Origin of the sequence: Cellulophaga sp. (assembly GCF_039943695.1) — a bacterium.
In the GTDB taxonomy this organism is placed as follows: Bacteria; Bacteroidota; Bacteroidia; order Flavobacteriales; family Flavobacteriaceae; genus Cellulophaga.
In genome coordinates, this window is sequence record NZ_JBDVAA010000088.1 from 1 (window position 1) to 24,358 (window position 24,358).

At 32.4% G+C, this 24,358-nt stretch carries 24 protein-coding genes; 5 read left to right on the forward strand and 19 right to left on the reverse strand.

Features of this window, described 5'->3' with window-relative positions:
- Window positions 1–531: 531 nt before the first annotated feature.
- The 4 genes from ABJD66_RS05960 to dinB form a co-directional block, all read right to left on the reverse strand.
- A complete protein-coding gene (locus tag ABJD66_RS05960) occupies window positions 532–1,854 on the reverse strand; it encodes a sigma-54 dependent transcriptional regulator (RefSeq protein WP_348129320.1) in 1,323 nt (440 codons plus the stop codon).
- 3 nt (window positions 1,855–1,857) lie between these two features.
- A complete protein-coding gene (locus ABJD66_RS05965; protein WP_348129323.1) occupies window positions 1,858–2,949 on the reverse strand; it encodes a HAMP domain-containing sensor histidine kinase in 1,092 nt (363 codons plus the stop codon).
- Window positions 2,950–3,045: 96 nt separating this feature from the next.
- Window positions 3,046–3,684: a peroxiredoxin gene (locus tag ABJD66_RS05970; RefSeq protein WP_013620733.1), complete on the reverse strand. Its 639-nt coding sequence runs from the start codon at window positions 3,682–3,684 to the stop codon at window positions 3,046–3,048.
- A 101-nt stretch (window positions 3,685–3,785) separates the two neighbouring features.
- Window positions 3,786–4,883: a DNA polymerase IV gene (gene dinB / locus ABJD66_RS05975; protein WP_303542069.1), complete on the reverse strand. Its 1,098-nt coding sequence runs from the start codon at window positions 4,881–4,883 to the stop codon at window positions 3,786–3,788.
- Window positions 4,884–4,910: 27 nt separating this feature from the next.
- Here dinB and ABJD66_RS05980 point away from each other — a divergent pair, with 27 nt between their 5' ends.
- The 3 genes from ABJD66_RS05980 to ABJD66_RS05990 are packed head-to-tail and all read left to right on the forward strand — an operon-like array spanning window position 4,911 to window position 6,618.
- The gene (locus ABJD66_RS05980; protein WP_348129329.1) at window positions 4,911–5,579 is read left to right on the forward strand and encodes an NAD-dependent epimerase/dehydratase family protein; all 669 of its coding nucleotides are present in this window, start codon (window positions 4,911–4,913) and stop codon (window positions 5,577–5,579) included.
- A complete protein-coding gene (locus ABJD66_RS05985) occupies window positions 5,579–6,145 on the forward strand; it encodes a hypothetical protein (protein WP_348129332.1) in 567 nt (188 codons plus the stop codon). Before ABJD66_RS05980 ends, ABJD66_RS05985 begins: the two co-directional genes overlap by 1 nt.
- A complete protein-coding gene (locus tag ABJD66_RS05990; RefSeq protein ID WP_348129335.1) occupies window positions 6,145–6,618 on the forward strand; it encodes a CYTH domain-containing protein in 474 nt (157 codons plus the stop codon). Before ABJD66_RS05985 ends, ABJD66_RS05990 begins: the two co-directional genes overlap by 1 nt.
- 48 nt (window positions 6,619–6,666) lie before the next feature.
- Here ABJD66_RS05990 and rimK read toward each other — a convergent pair whose 3' ends face one another.
- The 15 genes from rimK to ABJD66_RS06065 all read right to left on the reverse strand — a co-directional run bounded on the left by rimK (window position 6,667) and on the right by ABJD66_RS06065 (window position 22,564).
- The gene (gene rimK / locus ABJD66_RS05995) at window positions 6,667–8,058 is read right to left on the reverse strand and encodes a 30S ribosomal protein S6--L-glutamate ligase (protein ID WP_348129338.1); all 1,392 of its coding nucleotides are present in this window, start codon (window positions 8,056–8,058) and stop codon (window positions 6,667–6,669) included.
- Between the two features lie 72 nt (window positions 8,059–8,130).
- Window positions 8,131–8,526 (reverse strand): hypothetical protein, encoded by a 396-nt coding sequence (locus ABJD66_RS06000; protein ID WP_348129340.1) that lies wholly within the window; start codon window positions 8,524–8,526, stop codon window positions 8,131–8,133.
- Between the two features lie 23 nt (window positions 8,527–8,549).
- Window positions 8,550–9,569, reverse strand: coding sequence for a phenylalanine--tRNA ligase subunit alpha (gene pheS / locus ABJD66_RS06005; protein WP_348129343.1), 1,020 nt, complete (start codon window positions 9,567–9,569; stop codon window positions 8,550–8,552).
- An 80-nt stretch (window positions 9,570–9,649) separates the two neighbouring features.
- Window positions 9,650–11,515: a SulP family inorganic anion transporter gene (locus ABJD66_RS06010; protein WP_348129345.1), complete on the reverse strand. Its 1,866-nt coding sequence runs from the start codon at window positions 11,513–11,515 to the stop codon at window positions 9,650–9,652.
- Window positions 11,516–11,641: 126 nt separating this feature from the next.
- Window positions 11,642–12,271: a carbonic anhydrase family protein gene (locus ABJD66_RS06015; protein ID WP_348129348.1), complete on the reverse strand. Its 630-nt coding sequence runs from the start codon at window positions 12,269–12,271 to the stop codon at window positions 11,642–11,644.
- A gap of 245 nt (window positions 12,272–12,516) precedes the next feature.
- Window positions 12,517–12,792 (reverse strand): hypothetical protein, encoded by a 276-nt coding sequence (locus ABJD66_RS06020; protein WP_348129350.1) that lies wholly within the window; start codon window positions 12,790–12,792, stop codon window positions 12,517–12,519.
- A 60-nt stretch (window positions 12,793–12,852) separates the two neighbouring features.
- Window positions 12,853–13,605 carry a tetratricopeptide repeat protein gene (locus tag ABJD66_RS06025; protein ID WP_303542048.1) on the reverse strand — a complete coding sequence of 251 codons (753 nt, stop codon included), beginning with the start codon at window positions 13,603–13,605 and terminating at the stop codon, window positions 12,853–12,855.
- 2 nt (window positions 13,606–13,607) lie between these two features.
- Complete coding sequence (locus tag ABJD66_RS06030) at window positions 13,608–15,383, reverse strand: BatD family protein (RefSeq protein WP_348129354.1); 1,776 nt, start codon at window positions 15,381–15,383, stop codon at window positions 13,608–13,610.
- A gap of 8 nt (window positions 15,384–15,391) precedes the next feature.
- Window positions 15,392–16,282 (reverse strand): tetratricopeptide repeat protein, encoded by an 891-nt coding sequence (locus ABJD66_RS06035; protein ID WP_100894574.1) that lies wholly within the window; start codon window positions 16,280–16,282, stop codon window positions 15,392–15,394.
- Window positions 16,283–17,329: a VWA domain-containing protein gene (locus tag ABJD66_RS06040; RefSeq protein WP_348129357.1), complete on the reverse strand. Its 1,047-nt coding sequence runs from the start codon at window positions 17,327–17,329 to the stop codon at window positions 16,283–16,285.
- Between the two features lie 15 nt (window positions 17,330–17,344).
- Complete coding sequence (locus ABJD66_RS06045; protein WP_100894576.1) at window positions 17,345–18,343, reverse strand: VWA domain-containing protein; 999 nt, start codon at window positions 18,341–18,343, stop codon at window positions 17,345–17,347.
- The gene (locus ABJD66_RS06050; protein WP_348129360.1) at window positions 18,344–20,017 is read right to left on the reverse strand and encodes a hypothetical protein; all 1,674 of its coding nucleotides are present in this window, start codon (window positions 20,015–20,017) and stop codon (window positions 18,344–18,346) included.
- Entirely contained in the window at window positions 20,017–20,883 is an 867-nt protein-coding gene (locus tag ABJD66_RS06055; protein ID WP_303542037.1) for a DUF58 domain-containing protein, read from the reverse strand. Before ABJD66_RS06055 ends, ABJD66_RS06050 begins: the two co-directional genes overlap by 1 nt.
- 80 nt (window positions 20,884–20,963) lie before the next feature.
- Window positions 20,964–21,965: a MoxR family ATPase gene (locus ABJD66_RS06060; protein WP_100894579.1), complete on the reverse strand. Its 1,002-nt coding sequence runs from the start codon at window positions 21,963–21,965 to the stop codon at window positions 20,964–20,966.
- 245 nt (window positions 21,966–22,210) lie between these two features.
- Window positions 22,211–22,564 carry a hypothetical protein gene (locus tag ABJD66_RS06065; protein WP_348129365.1) on the reverse strand — a complete coding sequence of 118 codons (354 nt, stop codon included), beginning with the start codon at window positions 22,562–22,564 and terminating at the stop codon, window positions 22,211–22,213.
- Between the two features lie 143 nt (window positions 22,565–22,707).
- On the opposite strand from ABJD66_RS06065, the gene ABJD66_RS06070 reads away from it, so the two are divergent.
- A complete protein-coding gene (locus ABJD66_RS06070; protein ID WP_348129368.1) occupies window positions 22,708–23,583 on the forward strand; it encodes an aldo/keto reductase in 876 nt (291 codons plus the stop codon).
- Window positions 23,584–23,595: 12 nt separating this feature from the next.
- The gene (locus tag ABJD66_RS06075; protein ID WP_348129370.1) at window positions 23,596–24,354 is read left to right on the forward strand and encodes an SDR family NAD(P)-dependent oxidoreductase; all 759 of its coding nucleotides are present in this window, start codon (window positions 23,596–23,598) and stop codon (window positions 24,352–24,354) included.
- Window positions 24,355–24,358 lie beyond the last annotated feature (4 nt).

A 24,358-nucleotide genomic window follows, 5' to 3' on the forward strand; every position in this document is an offset into this window, starting at 1 on the left:
TAAATTGTCGCATAACATTATCTAGCATCCCTTGCTTCAACTTTTTTTGTTGTTTTGCTATCATTATATTTAATTTAAAACTAATTCTTTTCTGGTTTCTTTTTTAGGACTAAAGTCTTGGCCTATTGTCTGTTGATACTCACTGCAGTTGTATACAGAACTTTTATTTTTTGTTAGTACACAAGGTATCTGGTGCTTACAAGTGCAACAGAGGCTCTTCTCTATTATTTTTACCATTGTTTTATTATTAACCATTAAAATGCTACTTGACTTTCACAAAAAAACCACACCACTTGAGTTAAACATTTAGAAAGCCAAGTAGACAAATCAATCAATCAACTATAAAAATCTAAAATCATTTTTATAATAACTTACTCGTGTGTGTATTGGCAAGCTGTGTGCCTAAAAAGATTAAATAATAAATATTTGTAGCAACTACCTGTAATTCAGTAATTTGGTTAATTGCAATTAATTTTGAAGAAAAGATGGGGTGAGGAGAATTGCCCCAGCTGGGGAAAAATACCCCAGTGTTTATTTTAATTTTTGACGTAAAGTTTTACGGTCTATTTGAAGAATTTCTGCTGCCTTTGTTTTATTATTGTTTGTGGCAGCCAATACTTTTAAAATGTATTCTTTTTCCATTTGCTGTAAGCTTGAAAAAGAGGCATCTGGAAATTCTATTTTGTATTTTAAATAATCTGGAAAATCTTTTATGTCAATTTTTCCATCGCTCATAATAACAGCGCGTTGTATTACATTTTCTAGCTCTCTAATATTGCCTTGCCAATGATACCTTTGTAACATTTTTAAAGCATCATCTGTAATTTGTAATAAACGGTCTTTGTATTCTACACCATATTTTCTTAAAAACTGTTCTACCAGTAGCGGAATATCAGATTTTCTTTCTCGTAATGGCGGCACGTTTATTTGCACTACAGTTAGCCTGTAATACAAATCTTCTCTAAAGCTTTTATTAGCAATATCTTCCTGTAAATTGTTGTTAGTTGCAGCAATAATACGCAAGTCTACTTTTTCTACTTTTTGCGAGCCTACTTTTGTAATTTCTTTTTCTTGTAATGCTCTTAGTAATTTGGCTTGTACAGCAGTAGAAGCGTTGCCAATTTCATCTAAAAACAACGTACCATTATTTGCTGCCTGAAAAAAACCATTTTTATTTTCGTTAGCTCCTGTAAAAGCACCTTTTGTATACCCAAAAAGTTCTGACTCTAATAGGTTTTCTGGTATGGCACCACAGTTAACAGCAATAAAAGGCTGTTTGGCAAACTTACCAGAAAAATGAATAGCTCTTGCCACAAGTTCTTTACCTGTGCCACTTTCACCCTCTATTAAAACAGTTGCCTTGTTATTTTTTACGCGCTCTATAATTTGAGTTACTTTTTCAAAAGCAGTAGACTGCCCAATCATTTGTCCGTAACCAGAAACAGCTGTTTGTTTTTTTTCCTTTGGTTTTTTAGTTTTTTTAGAACTTTCTAAAGACCTATTTACTGCCTGTTTTAATTCTTCTTTTGTAAAAGGTTTGGTAAGGTAATCTGTAGCGCCAGATTTTATAACACTCATAGCATCATCTACAGATGGGTAGCCAGTAATAACTAATTTAGGAATTTCTGGATAATGTTCTGCCGTGTATTTTAGTAACTGCAGACCATCAATCTCTGGCATTTGTATGTCTGTAATTAGCAAATCTATAGTAGAGTCGTGCAACACATACAATGCTTGTTTAACAGAAACAGCCTTGTAAACGTGGTAATTTAGAGACTGTAAATGACGTTGTAAAAGTTCAAGTATATGAATATCATCATCTACAATTAAAATATTTTCTTTTTCTAACCCCATTTTTTACAGTTTAGGAATTGTAACAGTAAATATAGTTCCCTTAGGTGTATTAGCACTATAGCTTAAGTTTCCTTTATGACTTTTAACAATGCCGTGCACTACGCTTAATCCTAAGCCAGACCCATCACCAACTGGTTTTGTAGTAAAAAACGGCTCAAAAATTTTGTTACCTAATTTAGAATCTATACCACTACCTTGGTCTTTAATATGTATTTCTACAGTAGCAGATTTGTCTTTTATTTCTAGGTCGATGACTCCCTTTTCCTTAGAAAAATAAATGGCATTTATTACCAAATTGAAAAGCACTTGCGTAAGTTGTATGCGATCTATTTTTAAAGCAATTTCAGGATTACTAGAGGTAAAGTTAAAAGCAATACTTTTTGTTTTTAGTATTGGTTTTAAAAGCTCAATAGCTTCTTTACAAATAGGAATAATATTAACCAAACTTTTTTGTTGTGGCATTTCGCAAGCAAAAAACATTAATTTTTTTACCACTTCTCTAGAGTAAATTGCACTATTTATTATTTTATCTACATCTTTGGTTGCTTGCGCATCTTCTTTGTTGCGGTCTTTTAAAAGCTCTGCAAAACCCAAAATATTGGCAAGTGGTGTATTTAGCTCATGAGCAATACCTGCTGTAATTTCACCAAGTATACGCAACCTATCAGACTGTTCTACTTGCCTTTTTATTAAAATTTCGTTCTCCTTAATTTCTTTACGTTCTAGTAAATTACCAACCTCTAAGCACACATTGTTTAGTAGTAGTTGTTCCTCTTCAAGAAAATCTAAAACACTGTATTTTTTAGACGGATAACCAACTTTTATAGTTCCAATTTCTTTGTTAAAAAGGGTAATTGCTGAGCTTAAAAAAACATAGTCTGTGTGTTCTTTTTTAGATATGATATGGTAGTCATTAGTTTTAAGAACAACGTACGTATCATCTATATACTGCCACGCATTTTTAAGACAAGATACAATGGCTTGTAAACCAACTTCAATCTCATTATAATCGCAATTAACTATAATAGAAGTAACGTCATACAAACAGGTGAGTTCTTTAATTCGTTCTTTTAATTTTTCCTCTGCAGATACCATAGTTACAAAATTAAGGGAACATAAATGTACTACAAAAAAATAGCTCTAGTAAACAAAAATGTCTACTAGAGCCTGGTTTTTATTACAAACAACTTGTTAGGCAGTAGGGTCTGGTGTCATCCTTAAATAAGGCTTAATTTCTTCTACTCCTTTAGAGAATATTTTTTCAGCGTCGCTAGTAGCAATAGCCGGACTAACAACTACTTTTTCGCCATTTTTCCAGTTGGCTGGTGTAGCTACTTTATGATTAGCGGTTAATTGTAAAGAGTCTATAACACGTAACAACTCGTAAAAATTACGGCCTGTAGATGCAGGGTATGTTAATGTCAATTTTACTTTTTTATCTGGGCCAATAATAAATACAGAACGTACTGTTAAGTGGTTGTCTGCGTTTGGGTGTATCATATCATATAATGTAGATACTTTTTTGTCTTCATCTGCAATTATAGGAAAAGTAACTGTAGTGTTTTGTACTTCGTTAATATCTTTAATCCACTCGTTATGAGAAGCTGCACCATCTACGCTTAATGCAATCATTTTTACATTGCGTTTATCAAACTCATCTTTAAATTGTGCAGCAGTACCTAATTCTGTAGTACAAACTGGTGTAAAATCTGCCGGATGAGAAAAAAGAATTCCCCAGCTATCACCTAAATAATCGTATAAATTTATTGTTCCTACAGAACTGTCTGCAGTAAAATCTGGTGCTTCATCACCCAATCTTAAACTAGCCATATTATTGTATTTTTAATTAAAAATCTGTTTACCCTACAAAATTAGTAGATTATTTGTTTGTAAAGCGTTAAAATAGGTTAAACTTTGTGTAAATTAGAGAGTTAAAACAGAAACTTTAACTGTACGCTAATACTTTCTTGTTCTGGTTTTTTCTTGTCTGGAGTATTTAAGTTTGCTAATGAAATGCCTAATAAGCGAACTGAATTTTCAAGCTTTTCTTGGTATAATAATTCTTTTGCTATTTCTAAAATCAAATCTTTATCTGCAATAAAATAGGGTATGGTTTTACTTCTTGTCTGCAAAGTAAAATCGCTATACTTAATTTTTAAAGTAATTGTTTTACCCGCAATTTTGGTTTTCTTAAGTCGGCGTTCTAATTCGCTAGCAATATTTTCTAATCGTTCTAGCATAAAAATTTCACTACTTAAATTTTCATTAAAAGTACGTTCTGCACCAACAGATTTTGGTATTCGGTTTGGTTTTACAGGGCTATTGTGTATGCCTCTAACAACGTGGTAGTAGTAGGCTCCACTTTTACCAAAATTATTTTCTAAAAACTCTAAGGTTTTATTTTTAAGATCTAAACCCGTAAATATGCCTACTTTGTACATTTTTTCTGCGGTAACCTTACCTACACCATAAAATTTACGAATTTCTAACTCTTCTAAAAAAGATAAAACTTCTTCTGGGTTAACCGTTTTTTGTCCGTTTGGTTTGTTGTAATCACTTGCAACTTTGGCAATAAATTTATTTATAGATATGCCTGCAGAAGCGGTAAGTCCTAGTTCATTAAAAATACGTTCTCTTATTTCTTTTGCAAGTAATGACGCAGACGGATTCCCTTTTTTGTTTACCGTAACATCTAAATAAGCCTCGTCTAAAGAAAGCGGTTCTACCAGATCTGTATAGTCGTAAAAAATGGCTCTAATTTTTTGTGATATTTCTTTATATCTAGCAAACCTGGGTGGTACAAAAATTAAATCTGGACAATTACGTTTTGCCATATAGCCACTCATAGCAGAGCGTACGCCAAATTTACGAGCCTCATAACTAGCCGCAGAAACAACACCTCTTTTTTCGCCACCGCCAACCGCCAATGGTTTACCAATAAGCTCAGGATTATCTAACTGCTCTACAGATGCATAAAAGGCATCCATATCTACATGAATAATTTTTCGTAAAGGTAAATCCTTGGTCATACACAAATTTACGGTATATTTAGGTTGATGAAAACAAAAGAAAAAACAGCTATTGTCTTGGGTGCAACCGGTGTAACTGGTAGTGCTTTGGTATCTTTATTAACTCACCATAATGCGTATGCAAAAATAAAGCTATTTTCTAGATCTATAAGTGGTTTTACTCACCCAAAAATTGATGAATACATAGTAGACCTTCAAGATTTAGAAAAACATAAAAGTAGTTTTACGGCAGATGAGGTGTATTGTTGTATTGGAACTACTAAGGCCAAGACACCCAATAAAGAAACTTATAAAAATATAGATTACGGCATACCACTACAAGCCGCAAAATTATGCAAAGAAAATGGTATTGGTACATATATGGTTATATCTGCCTTAGGTGCAAATGCATCTAGTTCGGTTTTTTATAATAAGATAAAAGGCCAAATGGAAAATGATGTAATTGCGTTACAAATACCAAAAACACATATACTACAACCGTCTTTAATTGCAGGTAAAAGAGAAGAGAAAAGAATGGGCGAGTGGTTGGCAAAACAGTTTTTTAAGGTGTTTCAGTTTTTATTAATTGGTTCGTTAAAAAAGTATAGACCCATACACCCAGAAACTATTGCAAAAGCTATGGTTTGGTTAGGGAATAATGAAGAAAATACTATAAAAATACAGTCTGATAAGATTAAAGAATTAGGAGGAAAATAATGAGTAAAAAGTTAAGAAGTCATATACCTATACAATATTATTCAGCTACAGGTTTTTATAAAAATGGAAGAATATTAGCAGAGCAATTATCTATAGAATCTAAGGTTATTAACAATACAAAATCCTTTGAACTTATTTCTGTGGCTACGGTAAATTATAGTTTTGCAGTAGAGTTGTATCTAAAATTATTGATTGAGTATACAATAGGAGACAAAAAAAGCGGGCATAACTTAGAGGTTTTATTTAAAATGCTTAAGGATGAAATTAGGCTACAAATAGAAGAAAAATATATTAAAAAAAAGAAAATAAAGAACCCTGATCTAGATCCATTTATGTTTAGTATGCATTCCTGTAACGAAAGAGATTCCAGTAAAAAGAGTAACATCGCAAATTTATCTTTAAGTGATTTGTTACGAGTTCATAATTTATCATTCGTAGAATGGAGATATTTGCATGAAATTAAGAGCGAAGAATATTATCACTATGAATATAATTTTAAACTTATGGATGATTTTATAACTTCTCTAATTGAAGTAATTAAAGAACATATTGACATAATAAAATAATGATTGAAATAGAGCGTAAATTTTTAGTAAAGTCTAATGATTTTAAAAAAGAAGCAGCGTCTAGTAAGCGTATAGTGCAAGGTTATTTAAGTACTAACCCAGAACGATCTGTACGAGTTAGAATTAAAGGTGATGCAGGTTTTATTACCGTAAAAGGAATTTCTAACGCATCTGGTATGTCTAGATTTGAATGGGAAAAAGAAATACCAGTTACAGAAGCAGAACAATTGTTAAACATTTGCGAAGAAGGTGTAATTAGTAAAACACGTTATAATGTTAATGTAGGCGATTATATTTTTGAGGTTGATGAGTTTTATGATGCTAATGAAGGACTTATACTTGCAGAAATAGAACTAAAATCTGAAACTGATGAATTTGAAAAACCAGATTGGTTAGGAGAAGAGGTTACAGGTGATGTTAAATATTACAATTCTCAGTTAAGTAAAAATCCTTTTAAAAATTGGAGCTTATAAAGCATAAAAGTCTAGTAAAATGTACTAGACTTTTATATTTGTTTTTCTTTAGTTAGATGTGTAGTTCAGTTTTTTCTCAATAGCTCTAATCATAACATTAGCAATATCTAAACCAGTTGCATACTCTATACCTTCTAAACCAGGAGAAGAGTTTACCTCTAACAATAAAGGGCCCTTATTAGAACGTATAATATCTACACCAGCAACAGCTAGGTTTAATATTTTTGCAGCTTTAACTGCTAGTTTACGTTCCTCAGACGTTATTTTAATTAATGATGCCACACCACCTTGGTGAATGTTAGCTCTAAATTCTCCTTTTTGAGCTTGGCGCTGCATAGATGCTACAACTTTTCCGTTTACCACAAAGCAACGAATATCTTGCCCGTTTGCTTCTTTAATAAACTCTTGCACCAATATGTTTGTTTGTACACTTTTAAAAGCGTTAATAACACTTTCTGCAGCTTTATTGGTTTCTGCTAAAACAACACCTTTACCTTGTGTACTTTCTAATAATTTTATAATTAAAGGCGCACCATTAACCATACGTATAAGGTCTTTGGTATCCATAGGAGATTTTGCAAAACCAGTAATGGGAATGTCAATATCGTTTTTAGAAAATAACTGAGAAGCAAATAATTTATCTCTAGACTGTGTAATTGCTTCTGCGGTGTTTAAGCAATACACCCCAAGGTTGTCAAACTGTCTAATTAAAGCACAGCCATAAAATGTAACCGATGGTTTAATTCTAGGTATTACGGCATCAAACTTATTTAAAACATTACCGCCTCTGTAGCGTATTTGTGGCGATTTTGTATCTAGTTTCATATAAGCGTTTTCTACATTTAAAAAAACAACTTCATGACCTCTAGCTTCACCAGCTTCTATAATTCTCTTATTACTATATAAATTAGGATTGCTGGCTAATAATGCAATTGTTAACCCCGATTTTTCGGCCATATGAGATGCGTACTTTTTCTGAATTTCTTCTTCAGAAAAATTTTGCATGCAATAGCTTTCTGCAGGGTTTACAATGTAGCGTTGGTTTATTGCCTCACGACCTAATAACATACGGTATTCCATAGTGTCTCTGTTGGCAAGCGTTAGCTCTACACTATGTATGTTGTTCCCTAATTTGATAGTGGTTTTTACCACTAAACGCTCTTCAGAAATGCCCACAGAACTTTTTACAGTTCTACGGTCTACTAAAGGAGCCTCACAAGTAATAGTTACGCTTCTGTTTTCTTGTATAGGGTTTACCTCAAACCTTACCCATTCTTCAGAACCTTTGTTGTAGACCTTTACATTATTAGCTTGTATAGAAGATGTTTTTGCGCCAGAGTCTACACGTGCTTTTATAGCAGGTATGCCTAGTTCTTCAAAAACACACCACTCTTCTCCTCCAATAACTTGTAATCCTTCAAATTTAGTAGTATTGCTCATAGGTATTATCTTATATTATAATAACTACGAATGTAACTTAAAAATGAATATTACTATGTTTTCTTAAGGCTATTATTTTGCTAATATTCCGTCTTTTTCAATTAGTGGAATTGTGGTTAAATTTACTTCTGTAACTGTGTTTTTTTCAAAGGTAAAACGTTTTTCAAAAAGCTTGTTATCAGCAAAAAAAGTTACAAAAAACTCGTTGTTTAATTGTAAAACATCTTCTTGTACCATTTCTACTTTTGCGTAAGACTTACCATCTAGTTTAGCAATAGAATGCCTCATTGTAGAGGTTATTTTGTCATTGTCATAACCTTTAGAGACAACCAGTACCATTTCTATGGTTTCTGCTCTATTGTTAATTACATAAACATTCCATTCTTTATCTAAAAACTCTTTGTTAAACTCGTGTATAATAGCAACGTGTACATCTTTAACCACTGGTATTACGATGTCTTTTTTCATCTATTTATAACTTTTAAGTTGTTTTACAAAGCACTTTTAAATTGCTCTAAAAAGCGAACATCGTTTTCACTTAACAAACGAATATCTGTAATTTGGTGTAATAACATAGCAATACGGTCTATACCAACGCCAAAGGCAAAGCCAGAGTATTCTTCTGGGTCTATGCCACAGTTTTTAAGTACGTTAGGGTCTACCATACCACAACCACCAATTTCTAACCAACCTGTTCCTTTGGTAATTTTATAGTCAGACTCTGTTTCTAGTCCCCAATACACATCTACTTCTGCACTAGGCTCTGTAAATGGAAAGTATGATGGACGTAAACGAATTTTAGATTTTCCGAAAAGCTCAGTTGTAAAAAATTGTAATGTTTGCTTTAAATCTGCAAACGAAACATCTTTATCTATATATAAACCTTCTATTTGATGAAAAAAGCAGTGAGAACGAGCAGAAATTGCTTCGTTTCTGTATACTCTACCCGGAGAAATTGTACGTATAGGTGGCTTGTTGTCCTCCATATATCTTACCTGTACAGATGAGGTGTGCGTACGCAACAAAACATCTGGGTTGGTTTGTATAAAAAAGGTGTCTTGCATATCTCTTGCCGGATGATACTCTGGCAAATTAAGTGCAGTAAAGTTATGCCAATCGTCTTCAATCTCAGGGCCTTCAGAAACATTAAAACCTATTCTAGAAAAAATCTCTATAATTTGGTTTTTTACAATAGATATTGGGTGTCTTGCTCCAATAGACATTGGCTGTCCTGGGCGTGTTAAGTCACCGTAAACACTGTCACTAACTGTAGAACTAGCTAAGGCATCTTTTAAAGAGTTTACCTTTTCTGTAGCAGCATTTTTAAGCTGGTTTATAGTTTGTCCAAACTCCTTTTTTTGTTCGTTTGGCACATTTTTAAACTCGGCAAAAAAGTCATTTAATAATCCTTTTTTACCTAAATATTTTATTCTAAAACTTTCTATTGCTTCTAAGTCTGTTGATGTAAACTCGTTAACTATGGCAATATGTTTTTTTATTTCATCTATCATAACACAAAAAATCCAATACAGGGCAAATTTAGCAATTATTCCCGTATTGGATTGTATTAATTAATGTTTTGTAGTCACATTTAATAGGTGTCTTTTACATTTTCTTTAACCCACGCAACAGCATCATCAAAATTAGAGAACAAATGCTCAGTAGGAATTAGGTCAGGAATAATGTCTATACGTTCCATCATATACCTAGGTTGTTGTAATAAATCTACAAAAAGCACGTTTACATTATTTTTTTTAAGATCTACCAAAACATCTTCCATTGCATACAAACCAGACTGGTCCATATACTGCATTCTTCCGGTTCTAATAATTACAGTACTTGCAGTACTAGGTATTTGTGAAGCCAATTGTTGAAATTCACTAGTAGAACCAAAAAACAAAGGACCTTTAATGTGTTTAATAAATACTTCTTCTTTTAAATATACAGGAAAGTTGGCTTCATCTTTCCAGGCTTTTTCTTGTAAGAGCGATTTAACATCGGAACGTTCTGCGGTTAAGTCTCCAATTTTTTTCATAAACATTAAGGATGCAATAACAAGTCCAATACCTACCGCATACACTAAGTTCCAAGTTGAAGAAAGCACCAATACAACAAGCATTATTATAACTTCTGAACTTACTTTAAATGGTCCAATTTTTAAGTCGCGCGGCAAACTAGGAATAGCTTTTAAGCCTTTATAATCCATAACACCAATACCTACTGTAATTAAAATACCAGCTAATACACCAGCAGGAATTTGAGAAGCAATAGGTCCTAAAGCTAGTAAAACAACCAAAAGTAGCACACCTGCAACCATACCAGATAATTTTGTTTTACCGCCAGAATTAATGTTTACTACAGTACGTATAGTAGCACCAGCACCAGGAATACCATTAAAAATAGCAGCTATTGTATTACCAATACCTTGACCAATTAACTCTTTGTTTGGCTTGTGCTTTGTTTTTGTCATATTATCTGCAACAACAGATGTTAATAAAGAATCTATAGCACCTAAAAGAGCCAATGTTAAAGCAGTAAATATATACGGAGTTAATGAGGTTATGCTAAACTGGGTAAAAATGGCCATATTTGGTGTTGGAATACCAGAAGGAATTTCTTCTATTCGTCTATATGGTAATTTAAATAAAAATGCTACGCCAGAGACAGCTATAAGCGCCACCAATGTACTTGGTATAGCTTTAGTAATACGCTTAAAACCGTATATAATAAATATTGTTGCTAATGCTAGTGCTAGCTCTAACCAATTAATTTGTTGCAAAGCCCTTGGTAATATTTTTAAAGAACCCATTACGCCAGATGCTTCTTTAGCAGCCAAGGTTTTTGCTTCTTTAAGTGTATCTGCATCTGTAACAGTATTGGCTCTTTTTATGGTTTCTTCAAAGTGATCTAAAACCAAAATACCTTCGCCAGCTTGTTCTTTAAGTATGTTTTCTAAAATAACTTCTTCTGCCTGTGGTTTAAATTGATTTACAAAATCTTGATCTTCCTTTGGATAATAGCCAATTGCTGGCAGTATTTGAGTTATTAAAATGATGATTCCAATAGCGGTCATAAAACCAGATACAACAGGGTAGGGTATGTATTTTATATATTTACCCATACCTAATAAACCAAGACTAATTTGCATTAATCCGGCTAAAATAAATACGATTAATATATAGGGTAAAGCTGTTTCTACATCACCATCATGAATGGCAATTATACTTGCTATAACAACCATACTTACAGCTGTCATAGGTGCAGTTGGGCCAGAAATTTGCGTGCTTGTGCCTCCAAATAGTGCGGCAAAAAAACTAATAAAAATAGCTCCGTATAAACCAGCTGCAGGGCCAAGACCAGAACTAACACCAAATGCCAATGCTAATGGTAGGGCAACAATACCTGCTGTTATGCCACCAAAAATATCTCCTTTTATATTAGAGAAAAGATTTTTCATATTATTAAAATGATTTTTAGAACGATTTAATTTTTGTAATTTAAAAAGAACTAACGATTTATAAAATATACAATAAAAATGCTATAACTACGTAAACGTAGTCATTATCATCTTGTAATTTTTGTGCTAATCTAAAAATTTTACTTCTCCAGAATTAATATCGTACATAGCGCCAACAATTTTTACTTCGCCATTCTTTTGCATTTCTGCAAGAACATCACTTTCGGCAACAATTCTATCTATAGTTAATAAAACATTTTTTTCTGCAACATGGTCTACAAAATCTAGATTTTTAGAGTTGCGCAAGTTTTTATCTTTTGGCTCAGTAACAGCATTTACAGCGGGCTTAATTTTAGCTAGCATTGCTGTTAGGTTTCCTAACTCTGCATTGTCACAAGCACCTTTTATTGCTCCGCAACTGGTGTGTCCTAAAACTACAATTAGTTTTGTGCCTGCTAGTTTGCAACCAAATTCCATACTGCCTAAAATATCTTGATTTACAAAGTTACCTGCAATACGTACACTAAAAATATCTCCTAATCCTTGATCAAAAATTAACTCTGCAGATACTCTAGAGTCTATACAGCTTAAAATAGTAGCAAATGGAAACTGCCCCTCACTAGTGTCATTTACCTGTTCTAAAAGGTTTCGGTGGGCTTTTAAATTGTTTTGAAACCTTTGGTTTCCTTCTTTTAAAAATTTCAATGACTTTTCTGGTGTCATTGTAGCTTGTGTTTCTTTTGTATGCGCCTTCATAAAAATAATTAGGTTTTATATAAGTTTAATTTTTAGTTGATTTTATTGAACTAAAAAAGAATTTAAATTTTGATAGTAAATAGCCTATAAATGAGCTTAAAAAGCAAACTTATAGCTAGTGAAATTTAAAGCTCTGAAACTAGATTTAGAACTAAAAATATATATAATAATTTTAATTAAAAGTAATGTTTTACTTTTTGGGTGTAGTATGTTTTAGTATTTAATACTAAAAATATAACTAAGTATTAACTTAGCTCAGGAGGTGGTAATAGTAGGTTAAAATGTGGTTTAGAGTAGTTTTTACTACAATAAACAGGTACAATAGTAGATTTAAATGGATGTAAAAATGTCCAATTGGTGGTAGAGGATATAATCTCTAAAGAATTGCACTCTTCATCTTCACCAGAATTAATTGTTACAGATATTTCTATATTATCATCTAAATGCAAAAGTACAGTTGGGGTAATAATAATACCAACTATTAAAATTGCTAAAAATATGGATGAAAACTTTTTGAACATTATAATTTATAGGAGCGGCAAATGTATAAAATTTAAAATTAGGTGGTAGTAAACTTAAAATTATTTAATTTCTTTTATTTCTTCAGATGAAATCCAGCCGGTTTTACCATCAACTAATTTTATTTTGTAATACTGTTTTAATTCGTCAAGTACAAAAACTTTAGTTCCTTCATGCAGCCTAAATATTTCTTTGCTTCTGGTGTTTGGCTCTTCTAATACCAGAGATTCTTCATTAAAAACAATTGCAGGTCTATTTTGTTTAAAATCAGAAAAGTTTAAGTAAGCGGCTGCAATTGCTATTAACGATAAAACTAAAAAAGTAATACTAAGTATAAATGAAATTCTTTTTTTAGTAGAATAATTAAAAAATTTGAAAGCAATATAAAAAATAACAAACAAAATTATTAGTACAACGCTTAGGTAGGCCCATTGGTCAAAATTAAAATAACCAACCACTTTATTGTACATAGTTTTTAGGGTAGTAACCGGTAAAGGGTTAATTACGTCTAAAGTCATATTTTTTGCGTAACCCAAATTATTTTTTATTTCATTATCGTTTGGCTTAAGTAGTAATGCTTTTTCGTAATAATATATGCTAGGAGCAACCTTGTTTAGCTTGTAATATGAATTGCCTAGATTATAGTATAATTCTGGAGAGTGCTTCCCATTTTCTATTATTTGCAAATAGTCTTTAATGGCAGCATCATACTTGCCATTATTATAAGCTTCAGTAGCTTTTTTAAACAGGTCGTTATTTTGAGAATATCCCAAAAACGAAACGCATAAAACAAGTATAAATAGTATTTTTTTCATAGTTATAACTGTTTATCCATTTGCGAAATTACTTCACTTGCCTTGTTATAATCTTGCTGCATTTGAACATTAGAAAACGGACTATAACGAGCCATTTCACAGTTTTTTAAGAGCGATAAAAATCCGTCTATTGTGTTTTGTTCAATATTTTTTTCGTTTAACAAGTCTGTTATTTTATCCTTACTAAAATCAGATGTTTCAATTTTAAGTTTTGCTTTTAAGTAGTTGTGTAGTGCTTTTTCTAGCGCTACATAAAAAGCATCTTTTTTCCCTAAGGTCTTTTTAGCTGCAGATAAGTATTTGCGAGCCAATCTGTTAGCTTTTCTAACTTTATTGCCAACTACGTCAGAAGCCATAGCTTCTCTTTTGCGGCCTAATAATATTGCTATAGGAATTAGCAATATTGGTAGTAGCAGCCACAAGTAATATGCAGTAGACTTAAAAAAGTAATTGTTGCCAATTGTTGTTAGGTTTGTTTGTGTTTTTATAAAGTTAAATTGTTTTCCTTTAGTTTCTACAACTTGTTTGTTAGGTACATTGTCACTTTTAGCCGTTGTGTCCTCTGTATTTGTAGGTCCTTCTACTACATTTATAACAAGCTCATCTGAGTTAAGAGTGTGGTATTTTTTAGTTTTAGGATTAAAATAGCTAAAAGCAATACTTGGTACTGGGTACTTTCCTCTGTACTCTGGAACAATAGTATAGCTGTCACTAATTTTGCCTTCCATACCAGAGTAAGTTGTGGTTACTTTCTCATCATGTTCTGGATCGTAAACTTCTAGTGAACCAGGTAAATTTAACGTAGGAATGTCAAATAACTTTAAATTTCCTTTACCACTAATTTCAACCTTAGCTTGTAAAGATTCTGCTGCGTTTAAATGAGTTTTGCTTGTTGTTACAAAGAAATTAAAATCTCCCACAGCACCTGTAAAACTTGCTGATTTGCCTTCTTCTGGTAATGGCTTTACATTAATAGATCTATTACCAGCAGACACTCTTAGGTTTGCTTGCGCATATATTGGGCTTCCAAAAAAGTCTCTTCTTTGGGTTGGTACTTGTACACCAACATCTAATGAAAGTGGCTCTAATGTTAGTTTACCTGTTTTCTGCGGATATAAAACAACGCGTTTTAATATCACAGATCTGTATTCTTCTCCTTTAAATTTATCGTCTTTGGTAGTATATCTCTTTACAGGAATATCTTGACTCCAAAAATTATTGTATTTAGGGTTGTCTACTGCCTGAAAACCAGAAACTTCTATAGAAGGGCTAACATACATTTTATAAACAACAGTTATAGCCTCGTTTAAATAAGGGTTGGGTTTGCTAATTTCAGCAACTAGGTGTAGGTTTTCTTGAGCAATATCACTAGCAGATGGCGGTGCGTTAGGGTTTACAACAGCATCTGTAACAGTTATGGTTTTAGCATCTGACTTGTACTCTTGATCATCAATAGTAATTTTTGCAGGATCTATAGTAATTTTACCTTTTGTACTTGGCTGTAAAATATAAGAATATGATAATGAAAATTTACGCTTGCCGTTGTTCCAAGATCTACTAATAGAAGTTGCAGGGCCCATTAGTACAGTAAACCCTTTAAAATTAGGAGCAACAAAGTTATCCCCTTGTTTATTAGTTGTAAATTCTACTTTTAAACGTTCGTTAAGACCTAGTTTTTCTTTACTAAGCTTTACAGAAAATGTAACCTCTTCTTGAGCACTAAGTCCTAGTGTAGTAAAAAGGGTTAATAAATATAATATGTACAGCTTTGCTTTCATGATATGTATTACCAATCTTTTTCGTTCTTTACTTTAGCGCCTTTTACTTTTTTGGCGTCCATCTTTTCTTGAACTTTTTTCTCCTCGTTCTCCATAGCCTTCAACAGATTTTTCACCTGTTGTTTAGACAATTGGTTAGGCCTAGGTTGCTGCTGCTGTTCTTGTGGTTTTTTATCTCCTTTATCATTAGGTTTTTTCTGGTCTTTTTTCTCATCATCACCTTTGCCATCCTTGTCGTCTTTGTTCTTTTTATCTCCTTCGTCGCCTTTGTCTTCCTTGTCTTCGCCGTCCTTTTTATCCTTATCTTTTCCTTGGTCGTCCTTTTTATCGTCTCCGTCCCCTTCGTTCTTTTCTTTATCCTCGTTTTTATCTTTTTGGTCTTCTTTATCGTCTTTTTTGTCGTCTTTATTTTGGTCGTTTTTCTTTTGCTCGTCTTGTTGTTTTTTTAACAATTCTTTTGCTAAAGCAAAATTATATCTTGTTTCTTCATCAGAAGGGTTATTCCTTAGCGCTTGTTTGTAAGCTTCAACCGCTTTTTCATATTCTTTATTTTTCATAAAAACGTTACCCATATTATGGTACGCCTTATGTTTGTCTGCCTTACTTGTTGCTAACTCACCAGCTTGTTTAAACCTCCCAAAAGCTTCACTATAGGTTTCTTTGTTGTAGTAAGCGCTGCCTAAATTATATGGTGCAGCAGCATTTTCATTGCTTTTAGATATTGCTTTACGGTAGTTAGCTTCTGCTTGTGTAAATTTATTCTCAGATAGCTCTTTATTGGCTTCCCAAGTTAAGTTTTTAGATGTGTTTAGTGCTTTTTCTTTTTCTTTAACGTCTGCATCTTCTTGCGCATAAGTAAAGCATCCTATTAAAAAAACAATGTATACTAGCTTTTTCATTTATTCTACTTCTTTTTCGTTAAACAAATTAAGTTTTTGAAGCCATTTTGTTTTTCTATCTAAAAGAAAAATGTCTAAAAACAAGAAGAACAATCCTGCTCCAATAAACCACTGAAATTGGTCTTTATACTCAGAGAATTGTTTGGCTTCAAACTCAGTTTTATCCATTTTATTTAATTCATCTTTTATAATACTTACTGCATCACTGGTATTTGCACCGTCAATATATTGTCCGTTGCCATCATCGGCTATATCTTCTAAAACGTCTTTATTAAGTTTAGTAATTACCACCTCACCTTGTAAATCTTTTTTAAGACTTTCTAAAACACCGTTTCTTTTTATAGGAATTGGAGCTCCTTTTTCTGTACCTACTCCAATAGTATATATTTTTATTCCTTGGTCTATTGCTTTTTCTACCGCACTAGATGTAGCCCCCTCAGAGTGGTCTTCTCCGTCAGAAATTATAAATAATACTCTGTTTGTTTGCTCGTCATCATCATAATAAGTAGATGCCAAGTCTAAAGCCTGATTAATAGCTGTTCCTTGTGAAGACAACATGTTGGTGTTTAGACCTTGTAAAAACATTTTTGCAGCACCATAATCTGTTGTTATTGGCAATTGCGGGTAAGCTTGTCCTGCATATGCAATAATACCAATACGGTCGCTACCTAGTTGAGATATAATTTCTGATACAATACGTTTAGCTTTATCTAATCTGCTAGGCGCAATATCTTCTGCTAACATACTTTTAGATACATCTACGGCAAATACAATATCTACACCTTCTCTTTTTACAGTTTCAAGTTTTGTGCCAATTTTTGGGTTTGCTAATCCTACAATTAAAAGCGCTAAACCTAAAACAAAAACAATAAATTTTAAAATTGATTTAAAAGATGATTTTGTTGGTGTTAAGCGTTTAAATAAGTGTAAATCTGCAAATTTTTTCTGTGCTCTTTTTTTCCAGATTAAAAGCAACACAAAGATGACCACCATTATAGGAATGATGAACAGTAAATAGAAATATATTTTTTCGTCTATTTGTATCATTTGTCTTTCTTAATCTTAGATAAAACTTCTAAATAAAGTGTTACGCATTACCCATTCTAATAAAAGTAAAATACCAGCTAACAGAATTAATGGTCTAAACTTTTCTTCAAAATTGGTGTATTTAATTTCTTCTATGTCTGTTTTTTCTAGCTTATTTATTTCGTCATAAATAGCAGCTAGTTTTTCATTGTCTGTAGCTCTAAAATATTGTCCGCCGGTAACGGTAGCAATTTCTTCAAGTAATTTTTCATCAATTTCTACCTGTCTCATACCATACCTATATGTACGGTCTGGATTAAAAGCAATTGGTGTTAATGCGTTACCATTTGTACCTAAACCAATAGTATATGTCTTAATTTTATATTCTACCGCTAAATCTGCTGCAGTTTTTGGTTCTATAAAACCAGAGTTGTTAACACCATCTGTAAGCAAAATAATTACTTTACTTTTAGATTTACTGTCTTTTAAACGGTTAACAGCCGTTGCTAAACCCATACCAATGGCAGTACCATCTTCTAGCTGGCCATGTGTAATTTGGCGTAAAGATGATAGTACAATAGACTTGTCACTAGTAATAGGTGTTTTTGTATAACTTTCACCAGCATATGCAACCAAACCAATACGGTCATTAGGTCTTTTTTTAATAAAATCTGCAGCCACTTTTTTTAGTGCTGTTAGTCTGTCTGGTTTTAAATCCTTAGCCAACATACTAGAAGATACATCTATAGCCATAACAATGTCTATACCTTTTGTGGTTTTTGTTTTGGTAGATACATCTTTAGTTTGTGGCCTTGCTAAAGCAGTAATTATAGCAGCTAAAGCCAATAAGCGTAAAATAAAAAGCATTGGTTTTAACTTGGCTAAAATGCTGGTATCTGTAAAACCTTGTGTACTAGATATTTTTAGTGCTGCAGTTTCTTCTTTATGTTTAAAAAAATACCATAGCACAGCCAATGGTAGCAATAATAGCAACCAAAAAAGCTGAGGGTTTGCAAAAGTGATATTCTCTAACATTTATTCTTTTTTATCTTCTTTAACTTCAATTGAATTAAAAATACGATCTACAATTTTTTGTGCATACTCATCATCTGCTAAGTAAGACACTAGTATTTGTTGCTGAAAGCCTTTGCCTCCAAAACAAATTAATGCATACTCGCCATTAACTAGCTCTTTAGAGTTTGGCATTTTAAATTTACCAGAGCCATATATTTTTAAGCCTTTGGTGTCTTTAGAAAACGTATTAAACTCTTCTTGTTTTGTTGTAATATTCTTTGTTCCTGCTGCTTCAAATTGTTCTAAAGCTTTTTCTGCAACCTGATTAAAATTTGGTTCAGTTTCTGGATTTGCAAAGGTTGATGATGAAACACTAACCGAAAACAATGTGTTGTTGCTACTATATGTAAATAACTGTAGGTCTTTAATACTTGCTTGTGCTTCTGGTGGTAATGTAATCTCTTGTCGTACTAAAACCTCTGGTGTTTCTATTTGTACAGGAGGATAGCCATAAGAACTCTGCACCCAATCACTCTCTAGTAACTCTTTAACAGGATGCCCAAAAGTTGTGTCTTTAACAGTTTTAAAGCCGTATAGTTTTACTAAAACACCTAAAGCAATTAATAAAGCGCCAACAAAAGTAGCAATGGCAATAATCCATTTTTTCTTTTCTTTTTTGCGTGCTAATTCTTCTAAATACTCTTCATTTTTAAGTAATTCTTCCTCTGTAGGCTCTGGTAAAGCTTCATGTGTTTTTTCTACAATTTGTGAAATAGCTACACGGTCTTGTTCTGCAACAGAAGTTTCTGGCTTCTTTTTAGCAAACTTTACTAAATCTGCAGTTTGTAAAACACGCTTAAATTGTGATATTGTGTCATTATCTAACTTTAATTGCCCAGCATCTTTTAAAAGTTCTAGTTTGGTAATAAGTTGGTCTGTTGTACTTTCTAAAGCAGATATTTTTACATCTTCCTCTAAATATGAGCGTACAATTGTTGTTAGCTCAGAGTAGTATTCTTTATACTCATCCTGAATGATATATTTTGAGTTTTCTAATTTTTTTAGCTCTATAATAGCACGGTCATAAGGAGGTAAAAGAGCAATTTTTTCTTCTTCGGATAATGGTTTCTTACGTAAAATAAACCAATATATTAAACCAATAACTAATAATAATGATGCTATAATTATGCTAACAAGTAACCACGGAAACGTAGAAGATTTTTCTACAACCATAAGCGGTTTAATGTCGTACATTTTCTGTGCCAACGTATCTACTTTTACGGTGCCAACATTTACCCTTAAAGAATCTGTAAAAAATGCTTTTCCGTTTACTTCTATACGCTGTGTTGGTATGGTGTAAGCACCAGAATCAAACTGAGTAAGTGCGTAAGCACGTTGTAGCGTAATACGGTCTTTATATTTTGTAGTGTCTATTTCTAAAGCCTCAACCATTTCTAAAGGAGAAAAGGTTTGGTCTTCAGGAAAAATAACCTGTGCAGTAGAATCTGCATCTACTAAAATGGTATATTTTATTTGTTCACCAATTCTAATAGAAGTGGTGTCTATGTCTGCGGTTACTTTAGGTTGGTTTTGTGCGTAGCTTGTAAACGAACCTAAAAAAAGACACACTAAAGCGCACATTATTTTTAGTAATGTGTTACTAGTATTTGTTATTTTTTCTTTAATAATTGTCATTATCCTCTTCGCTTAAAATAGCCTAATAATTTTTTTACATAGCTCTCGTCTACTCTACAGCTTAATGTGCCGCAGCCTGCTTTTGTAAATGTTTCTTTAAAGTAAGTTACCTTATCTTGGTAATGTTTGCCATAAGCTAGTCTTACTTTTTTAGATTGTGTATTTATAAGTTTTACAGCACCTGTTTCTGCATCTTGCATTTGTACCATTCCTATATTAGGTATGGTTTCTTCACGTTCATCAAAAACACGTATGCCTGTAACATCATGTCTTTTCCCGGCAATGCGCAGAGTTTGTAAATAATCTTCAGTAATAAAATCTGATAGCACAAAAACAATGGCTCTCTTTTTTATTACGCTACTTAAATATTTTAAAGCTTCAGATAAATTTGTCTTGGTACTTTTTGGTTTAAACTCTAATAACTCTCTAATGATACGTAATGCGTGACTTTTTCCTTTTTTAGGTGGAATAAAAAGTTCTACTTCATCAGAAAATAAAAGTAAACCAACCTTATCGTTATTTTGCAATGCAGAAAAGGCAAGTGTGGCAGATATTTCTGTTATAATATCTTTTTTAAATTGATTAGTTGTTCCAAAATTTTCTGAGCCACTTATATCTACCATAAGCATCATTGTAAGTTCTCTTTCTTCTTCAAAAACTTTAATGTATGGCTCGTTGTAACGTGCAGTAACGTTCCAGTCTATGGCACGTACGTCATCTCCAAATTGGTATTGGCGTACTTCACTAAACGTCATACCACGCCCCTTAAACGTAGAGTGGTATTCCCCACCAAAAATATGGTTGGAAAGACGTCTAGTCTTTATCTCAATTTTACGAACTTTTTTAAGTAATTCTTTAGTATCCATTCTTCAGTTTGCAGTGTACATTAACTAGTAAGTGGCTTGTGTTTAAAACGGCTAACCACGACATATAACTGACGACTGATTTAAGGCACTTCTACTTCGTTAACAATCTTATTAATGATTTCTTCAGAAGTAACGTTTTCTGCTTCAGCCTCATAAGTAATTCCAATTCTATGCCTAAGAACATCGTGTACAACGGCTCTAACATCTTCTGGTATTACATAGCCTCTACGTTTAATAAAAGCATAACATTTTGCAGCAGTAGCTAAATTAATACTACCACGCGGAGATGCTCCAAAACTAATAAGTGGCTTTAAGCTTTCTAAGTTGTATTTTTCTGGGTAACGTGTTGCAAATATGATGTCTAAGATATATTTTTCAATCTTTTCATCCATATAAACCTCTCTAACTGCTTTTTGTGCATTTAGTATTTGCTGTACGGTTACAACAGGTTTAACCTCGTCATAAGAACCTTTTAAATTTTGACGCATAATTAACTGCTCCTCGTTTAATTTAGGATAGTTAATTACTGTTTTTAGCATAAAACGGTCTACTTGTGCCTCTGGCAATGGGTAAGTACCTTCTTGCTCAACAGGGTTTTGTGTAGCCATTACTAAAAAAGGCTTTTCTAAAACAAAAGTTTCATCACCAATAGTAACTTGTTTCTCTTGCATAGCTTCTAATAAAGCCGATTGCACTTTTGCTGGAGCTCTGTTAATTTCATCTGCTAAAACAAAATTGGCAAATATTGGTCCTTTTTTGATAGAGAAATCATTCTCTTTCATATTAAAAATCATAGTACCTACAACATCTGCAGGTAACAAATCTGGTGTAAACTGTATTCTGCTAAAGTTACCGCGAACCGCTTTAGATAAGGTGTTAATTGCTAATGTTTTAGCTAATCCAGGGACACCTTCTAATAAAATATGTCCTTGTCCTAGTAATCCAATTAGTAGGCGCTCTACCATATGTTTTTGACCAACAATTACTTTGTTCATCTCTAGCATTAGTAGATCAATAAAAGCACTTTCTTGAGCAATTTTCTCGTTAACCGCACTAATATCTACTGTAGTATTTTCTTCCATAAGCCATTAAAATTGTTCTGCAAAATATAAAAGTATTTAATAAGATGCAAAATCTTAATTTATTTGCTGTTCTGCTGTTAATAATAGGTTAAATGTTGTAAAACGCTACTATTATTATGAACTATTTAAGGAAAATATTTTTAATTTTCACATACTGTTATGATAACCAGATGGTAGCAGTTGAAAGAAGGTTTTTTTGAATGACCTTTAAAAGTTGAAAAAAGTTTTTAAAACCGGACAAAAAATTATTTCATTTTTTCTTTAGCTTCAAGAGTAATTGGTTTTATAAATATACTATAAACCTCATCTGGAGATAAATTTAAGTCGTAAGTAGCTAGTTTTTTTCTAAAAGCATCGCTCTTTTCAACCTTGTTATCTCCTAATTCATTTAGAATATAATAATAACTACTTTTATTTAAAACTTTTGATAGTGTAAGGTCAAATTTTTTATAATTAAAAAGGGTATAGGCTAGTAACGAGGAATGCCATTCTTTGTATTCTGTAGTTTGCCTAATATCTTTTACAATTTTAGAATTATCTTGTTGAGAAAAGCAATTGTAAGAGATTAAAAATAAAATTGTTAGTGTGATATTTTTCATAATCAAGTCATTTGTTAAAACGAACTTTATTAATTTAAGAAAAAACTTTAAAACATAAAAGTAAAGCATTAAAATACTTCTTGATATAATTCATTTTCTATTGTTATCTGTTGGGGATTTTATTTTTTACTTTTACAACTATTATGAAGACAACGCAAAACTATTCCAGAATTATAGCTGGTACAATGACCTGGGGAAACTGGGGAAAAAACTTATCTGAGTCAGAAATTATAAAATTAATGCAGCATTCTTTGGATACAGGCATTACAACTTTTGATCATGCAGATATTTATGGCGGTTATACTAATGAGGCTATGTTTGGTAGTGCCTTTGTAAATAGTAGTATTACTAGAGATAGTATACAGCTTATAAGTAAATGTGGTATACAACATGTTTGTAATGCAAGAGAAAATACTATAGGCCATTACCAATATAACAAAGAATACATTATAGAATCTGTGCATCAGTCTTTAAAAAATTTAAAAACAGATTATTTAGATTTTTTATTATTACATAGGCCAAGCCCATTAATGCATCCTCTAGAGATTTCTGAAGCTATTTATCAATTAAAAAAAGAAGGTAAAATAATAGATTTTGGAGTGTCTAATTTTACACCTTCTCAAATACAGATGATAGAGACTGCGGTTCCTGTTGTTGGTAATCAAGTAGAGTTTTCATTAACACAACATAGTGCTATGTATGATGGTACTTTAGACGATTGTATTACTAATAAAAGAATGGCAATGGCTTGGAGTTCTTTGGGGTCTTACTTTAAAGAAAAAAATGATAAAACATCTCGCATAAAAGAAGCTTTAGGTTTATTAACTAAAAAATATAATGCAACTGAAGATCAGCTACTTTTGGCTTGGGTTTTAAAACACCCTGCTAAAGTATATCCTGTAATTGGCACTGCAACACCAGAACGTGTAATTGCAGCGGTTAATGCTTTAGATATTAAGTTAGAATTAGAAGATTGGTTTGTGTTATTAAAAGCCAGTCAAGGGCATCCTGTACCTTAAAAAAAGATAAAAATGAGTAAAAATAAAATTGCATTAATAACTGGTGCTACAAGTGGTATTGGTATGGCAACAGCTAAAATATTTGCTAAAAATAATATAGACGTTGTGCTTTGTGGTCGTAGGCAAGAGCGTTTAGATGCTCTTAAAATGGAGTTAGAGAAAGAGGTTGCTGTGCACACATTAAATTTTGACGTACGCAATAAAACTACTGTTTTAGAACAAATAGAGAGCTTGCCAAACAATTTTAAAGATATTGATATTCTTATTAATAATGCTGGTAATGCGCATGGATTAGAGCCATTGCAAGATGGTAATTTAGAAGATTGGGATGCAATGTTAGATATTAACGTAAAAGGCTTATTGTATGTTTCTAAGGCTGTAATTCCTAAAATGACGGCAAAAAAAGCCGGACATATTATAAATATTGGCTCTACGGCGGGTAAAGAGGTGTATCCAAATGGTAACGTGTATTGTGCAAGCAAACACGCAGTAGATGCTATAAACCAAGGTATGCGTATAGATTTAAATCCGTTTAATATAAGAGTTGGTGCTGTAAACCCAGGAATGGTAGAGACCGAGTTTAGTGAGGTTAGATTTAAAGGAAATACAGAAAAGGCAGATAAGGTTTATAAAGGTTTTACTCCTTTGCAACCAGAAGATATTGCGGATATTATACACTTTGTGGTTACAAGGCCATACCATGTAAATATTGCAGATTTAGTAGTTATGAGTACAGCACAGGCAAGTAGTACAATTGTAAATAAAAACTGATTTT

What these genes read in the sequence shown, in the direction of transcription:
- ABJD66_RS05960 (WP_348129320.1), bottom strand. Translation starts at nt 1,854, where the DNA reads ATGGGGTTAGAAAAAGAAAATATTTTAATTGTAGATGATGATATTCAT.
- ABJD66_RS05990 (WP_348129335.1), top strand. Translation starts at nt 6,145, where the DNA reads ATGATTGAAATAGAGCGTAAATTTTTAGTAAAGTCTAATGATTTTAAA.
- dinB (WP_303542069.1), bottom strand. Translation starts at nt 4,883, where the DNA reads ATGACCAAGGATTTACCTTTACGAAAAATTATTCATGTAGATATGGAT.
- ABJD66_RS05985 (WP_348129332.1), top strand. Translation starts at nt 5,579, where the DNA reads ATGAGTAAAAAGTTAAGAAGTCATATACCTATACAATATTATTCAGCT.
- ABJD66_RS06055 (WP_303542037.1), bottom strand. Translation starts at nt 20,883, where the DNA reads ATGGATACTAAAGAATTACTTAAAAAAGTTCGTAAAATTGAGATAAAG.
- ABJD66_RS06040 (WP_348129357.1), bottom strand. Translation starts at nt 17,329, where the DNA reads ATGATACAAATAGACGAAAAAATATATTTCTATTTACTGTTCATCATT.
- ABJD66_RS06015 (WP_348129348.1), bottom strand. Translation starts at nt 12,271, where the DNA reads ATGAAGGCGCATACAAAAGAAACACAAGCTACAATGACACCAGAAAAG.
- rimK (WP_348129338.1), bottom strand. Translation starts at nt 8,058, where the DNA reads ATGAGCAATACTACTAAATTTGAAGGATTACAAGTTATTGGAGGAGAA.
- ABJD66_RS06075 (WP_348129370.1), top strand. Translation starts at nt 23,596, where the DNA reads ATGAGTAAAAATAAAATTGCATTAATAACTGGTGCTACAAGTGGTATT.
- ABJD66_RS05965 (WP_348129323.1), bottom strand. Translation starts at nt 2,949, where the DNA reads ATGGTATCTGCAGAGGAAAAATTAAAAGAACGAATTAAAGAACTCACC.
- ABJD66_RS06030 (WP_348129354.1), bottom strand. Translation starts at nt 15,383, where the DNA reads ATGAAAGCAAAGCTGTACATATTATATTTATTAACCCTTTTTACTACA.
- ABJD66_RS06020 (WP_348129350.1), bottom strand. Translation starts at nt 12,792, where the DNA reads ATGTTCAAAAAGTTTTCATCCATATTTTTAGCAATTTTAATAGTTGGT.
- ABJD66_RS06035 (WP_100894574.1), bottom strand. Translation starts at nt 16,282, where the DNA reads ATGAAAAAGCTAGTATACATTGTTTTTTTAATAGGATGCTTTACTTAT.
- ABJD66_RS06070 (WP_348129368.1), top strand. Translation starts at nt 22,708, where the DNA reads ATGAAGACAACGCAAAACTATTCCAGAATTATAGCTGGTACAATGACC.
- ABJD66_RS05970 (WP_013620733.1), bottom strand. Translation starts at nt 3,684, where the DNA reads ATGGCTAGTTTAAGATTGGGTGATGAAGCACCAGATTTTACTGCAGAC.
- pheS (WP_348129343.1), bottom strand. Translation starts at nt 9,569, where the DNA reads ATGATAGATGAAATAAAAAAACATATTGCCATAGTTAACGAGTTTACA.
- ABJD66_RS05980 (WP_348129329.1), top strand. Translation starts at nt 4,911, where the DNA reads ATGAAAACAAAAGAAAAAACAGCTATTGTCTTGGGTGCAACCGGTGTA.
- ABJD66_RS06025 (WP_303542048.1), bottom strand. Translation starts at nt 13,605, where the DNA reads ATGAAAAAAATACTATTTATACTTGTTTTATGCGTTTCGTTTTTGGGA.
- ABJD66_RS06045 (WP_100894576.1), bottom strand. Translation starts at nt 18,343, where the DNA reads ATGTTAGAGAATATCACTTTTGCAAACCCTCAGCTTTTTTGGTTGCTA.
- ABJD66_RS06000 (WP_348129340.1), bottom strand. Translation starts at nt 8,526, where the DNA reads ATGAAAAAAGACATCGTAATACCAGTGGTTAAAGATGTACACGTTGCT.
- ABJD66_RS06065 (WP_348129365.1), bottom strand. Translation starts at nt 22,564, where the DNA reads ATGAAAAATATCACACTAACAATTTTATTTTTAATCTCTTACAATTGC.
- ABJD66_RS06010 (WP_348129345.1), bottom strand. Translation starts at nt 11,515, where the DNA reads ATGAAAAATCTTTTCTCTAATATAAAAGGAGATATTTTTGGTGGCATA.
- ABJD66_RS06050 (WP_348129360.1), bottom strand. Translation starts at nt 20,017, where the DNA reads ATGACAATTATTAAAGAAAAAATAACAAATACTAGTAACACATTACTA.
- ABJD66_RS06060 (WP_100894579.1), bottom strand. Translation starts at nt 21,965, where the DNA reads ATGGAAGAAAATACTACAGTAGATATTAGTGCGGTTAACGAGAAAATT.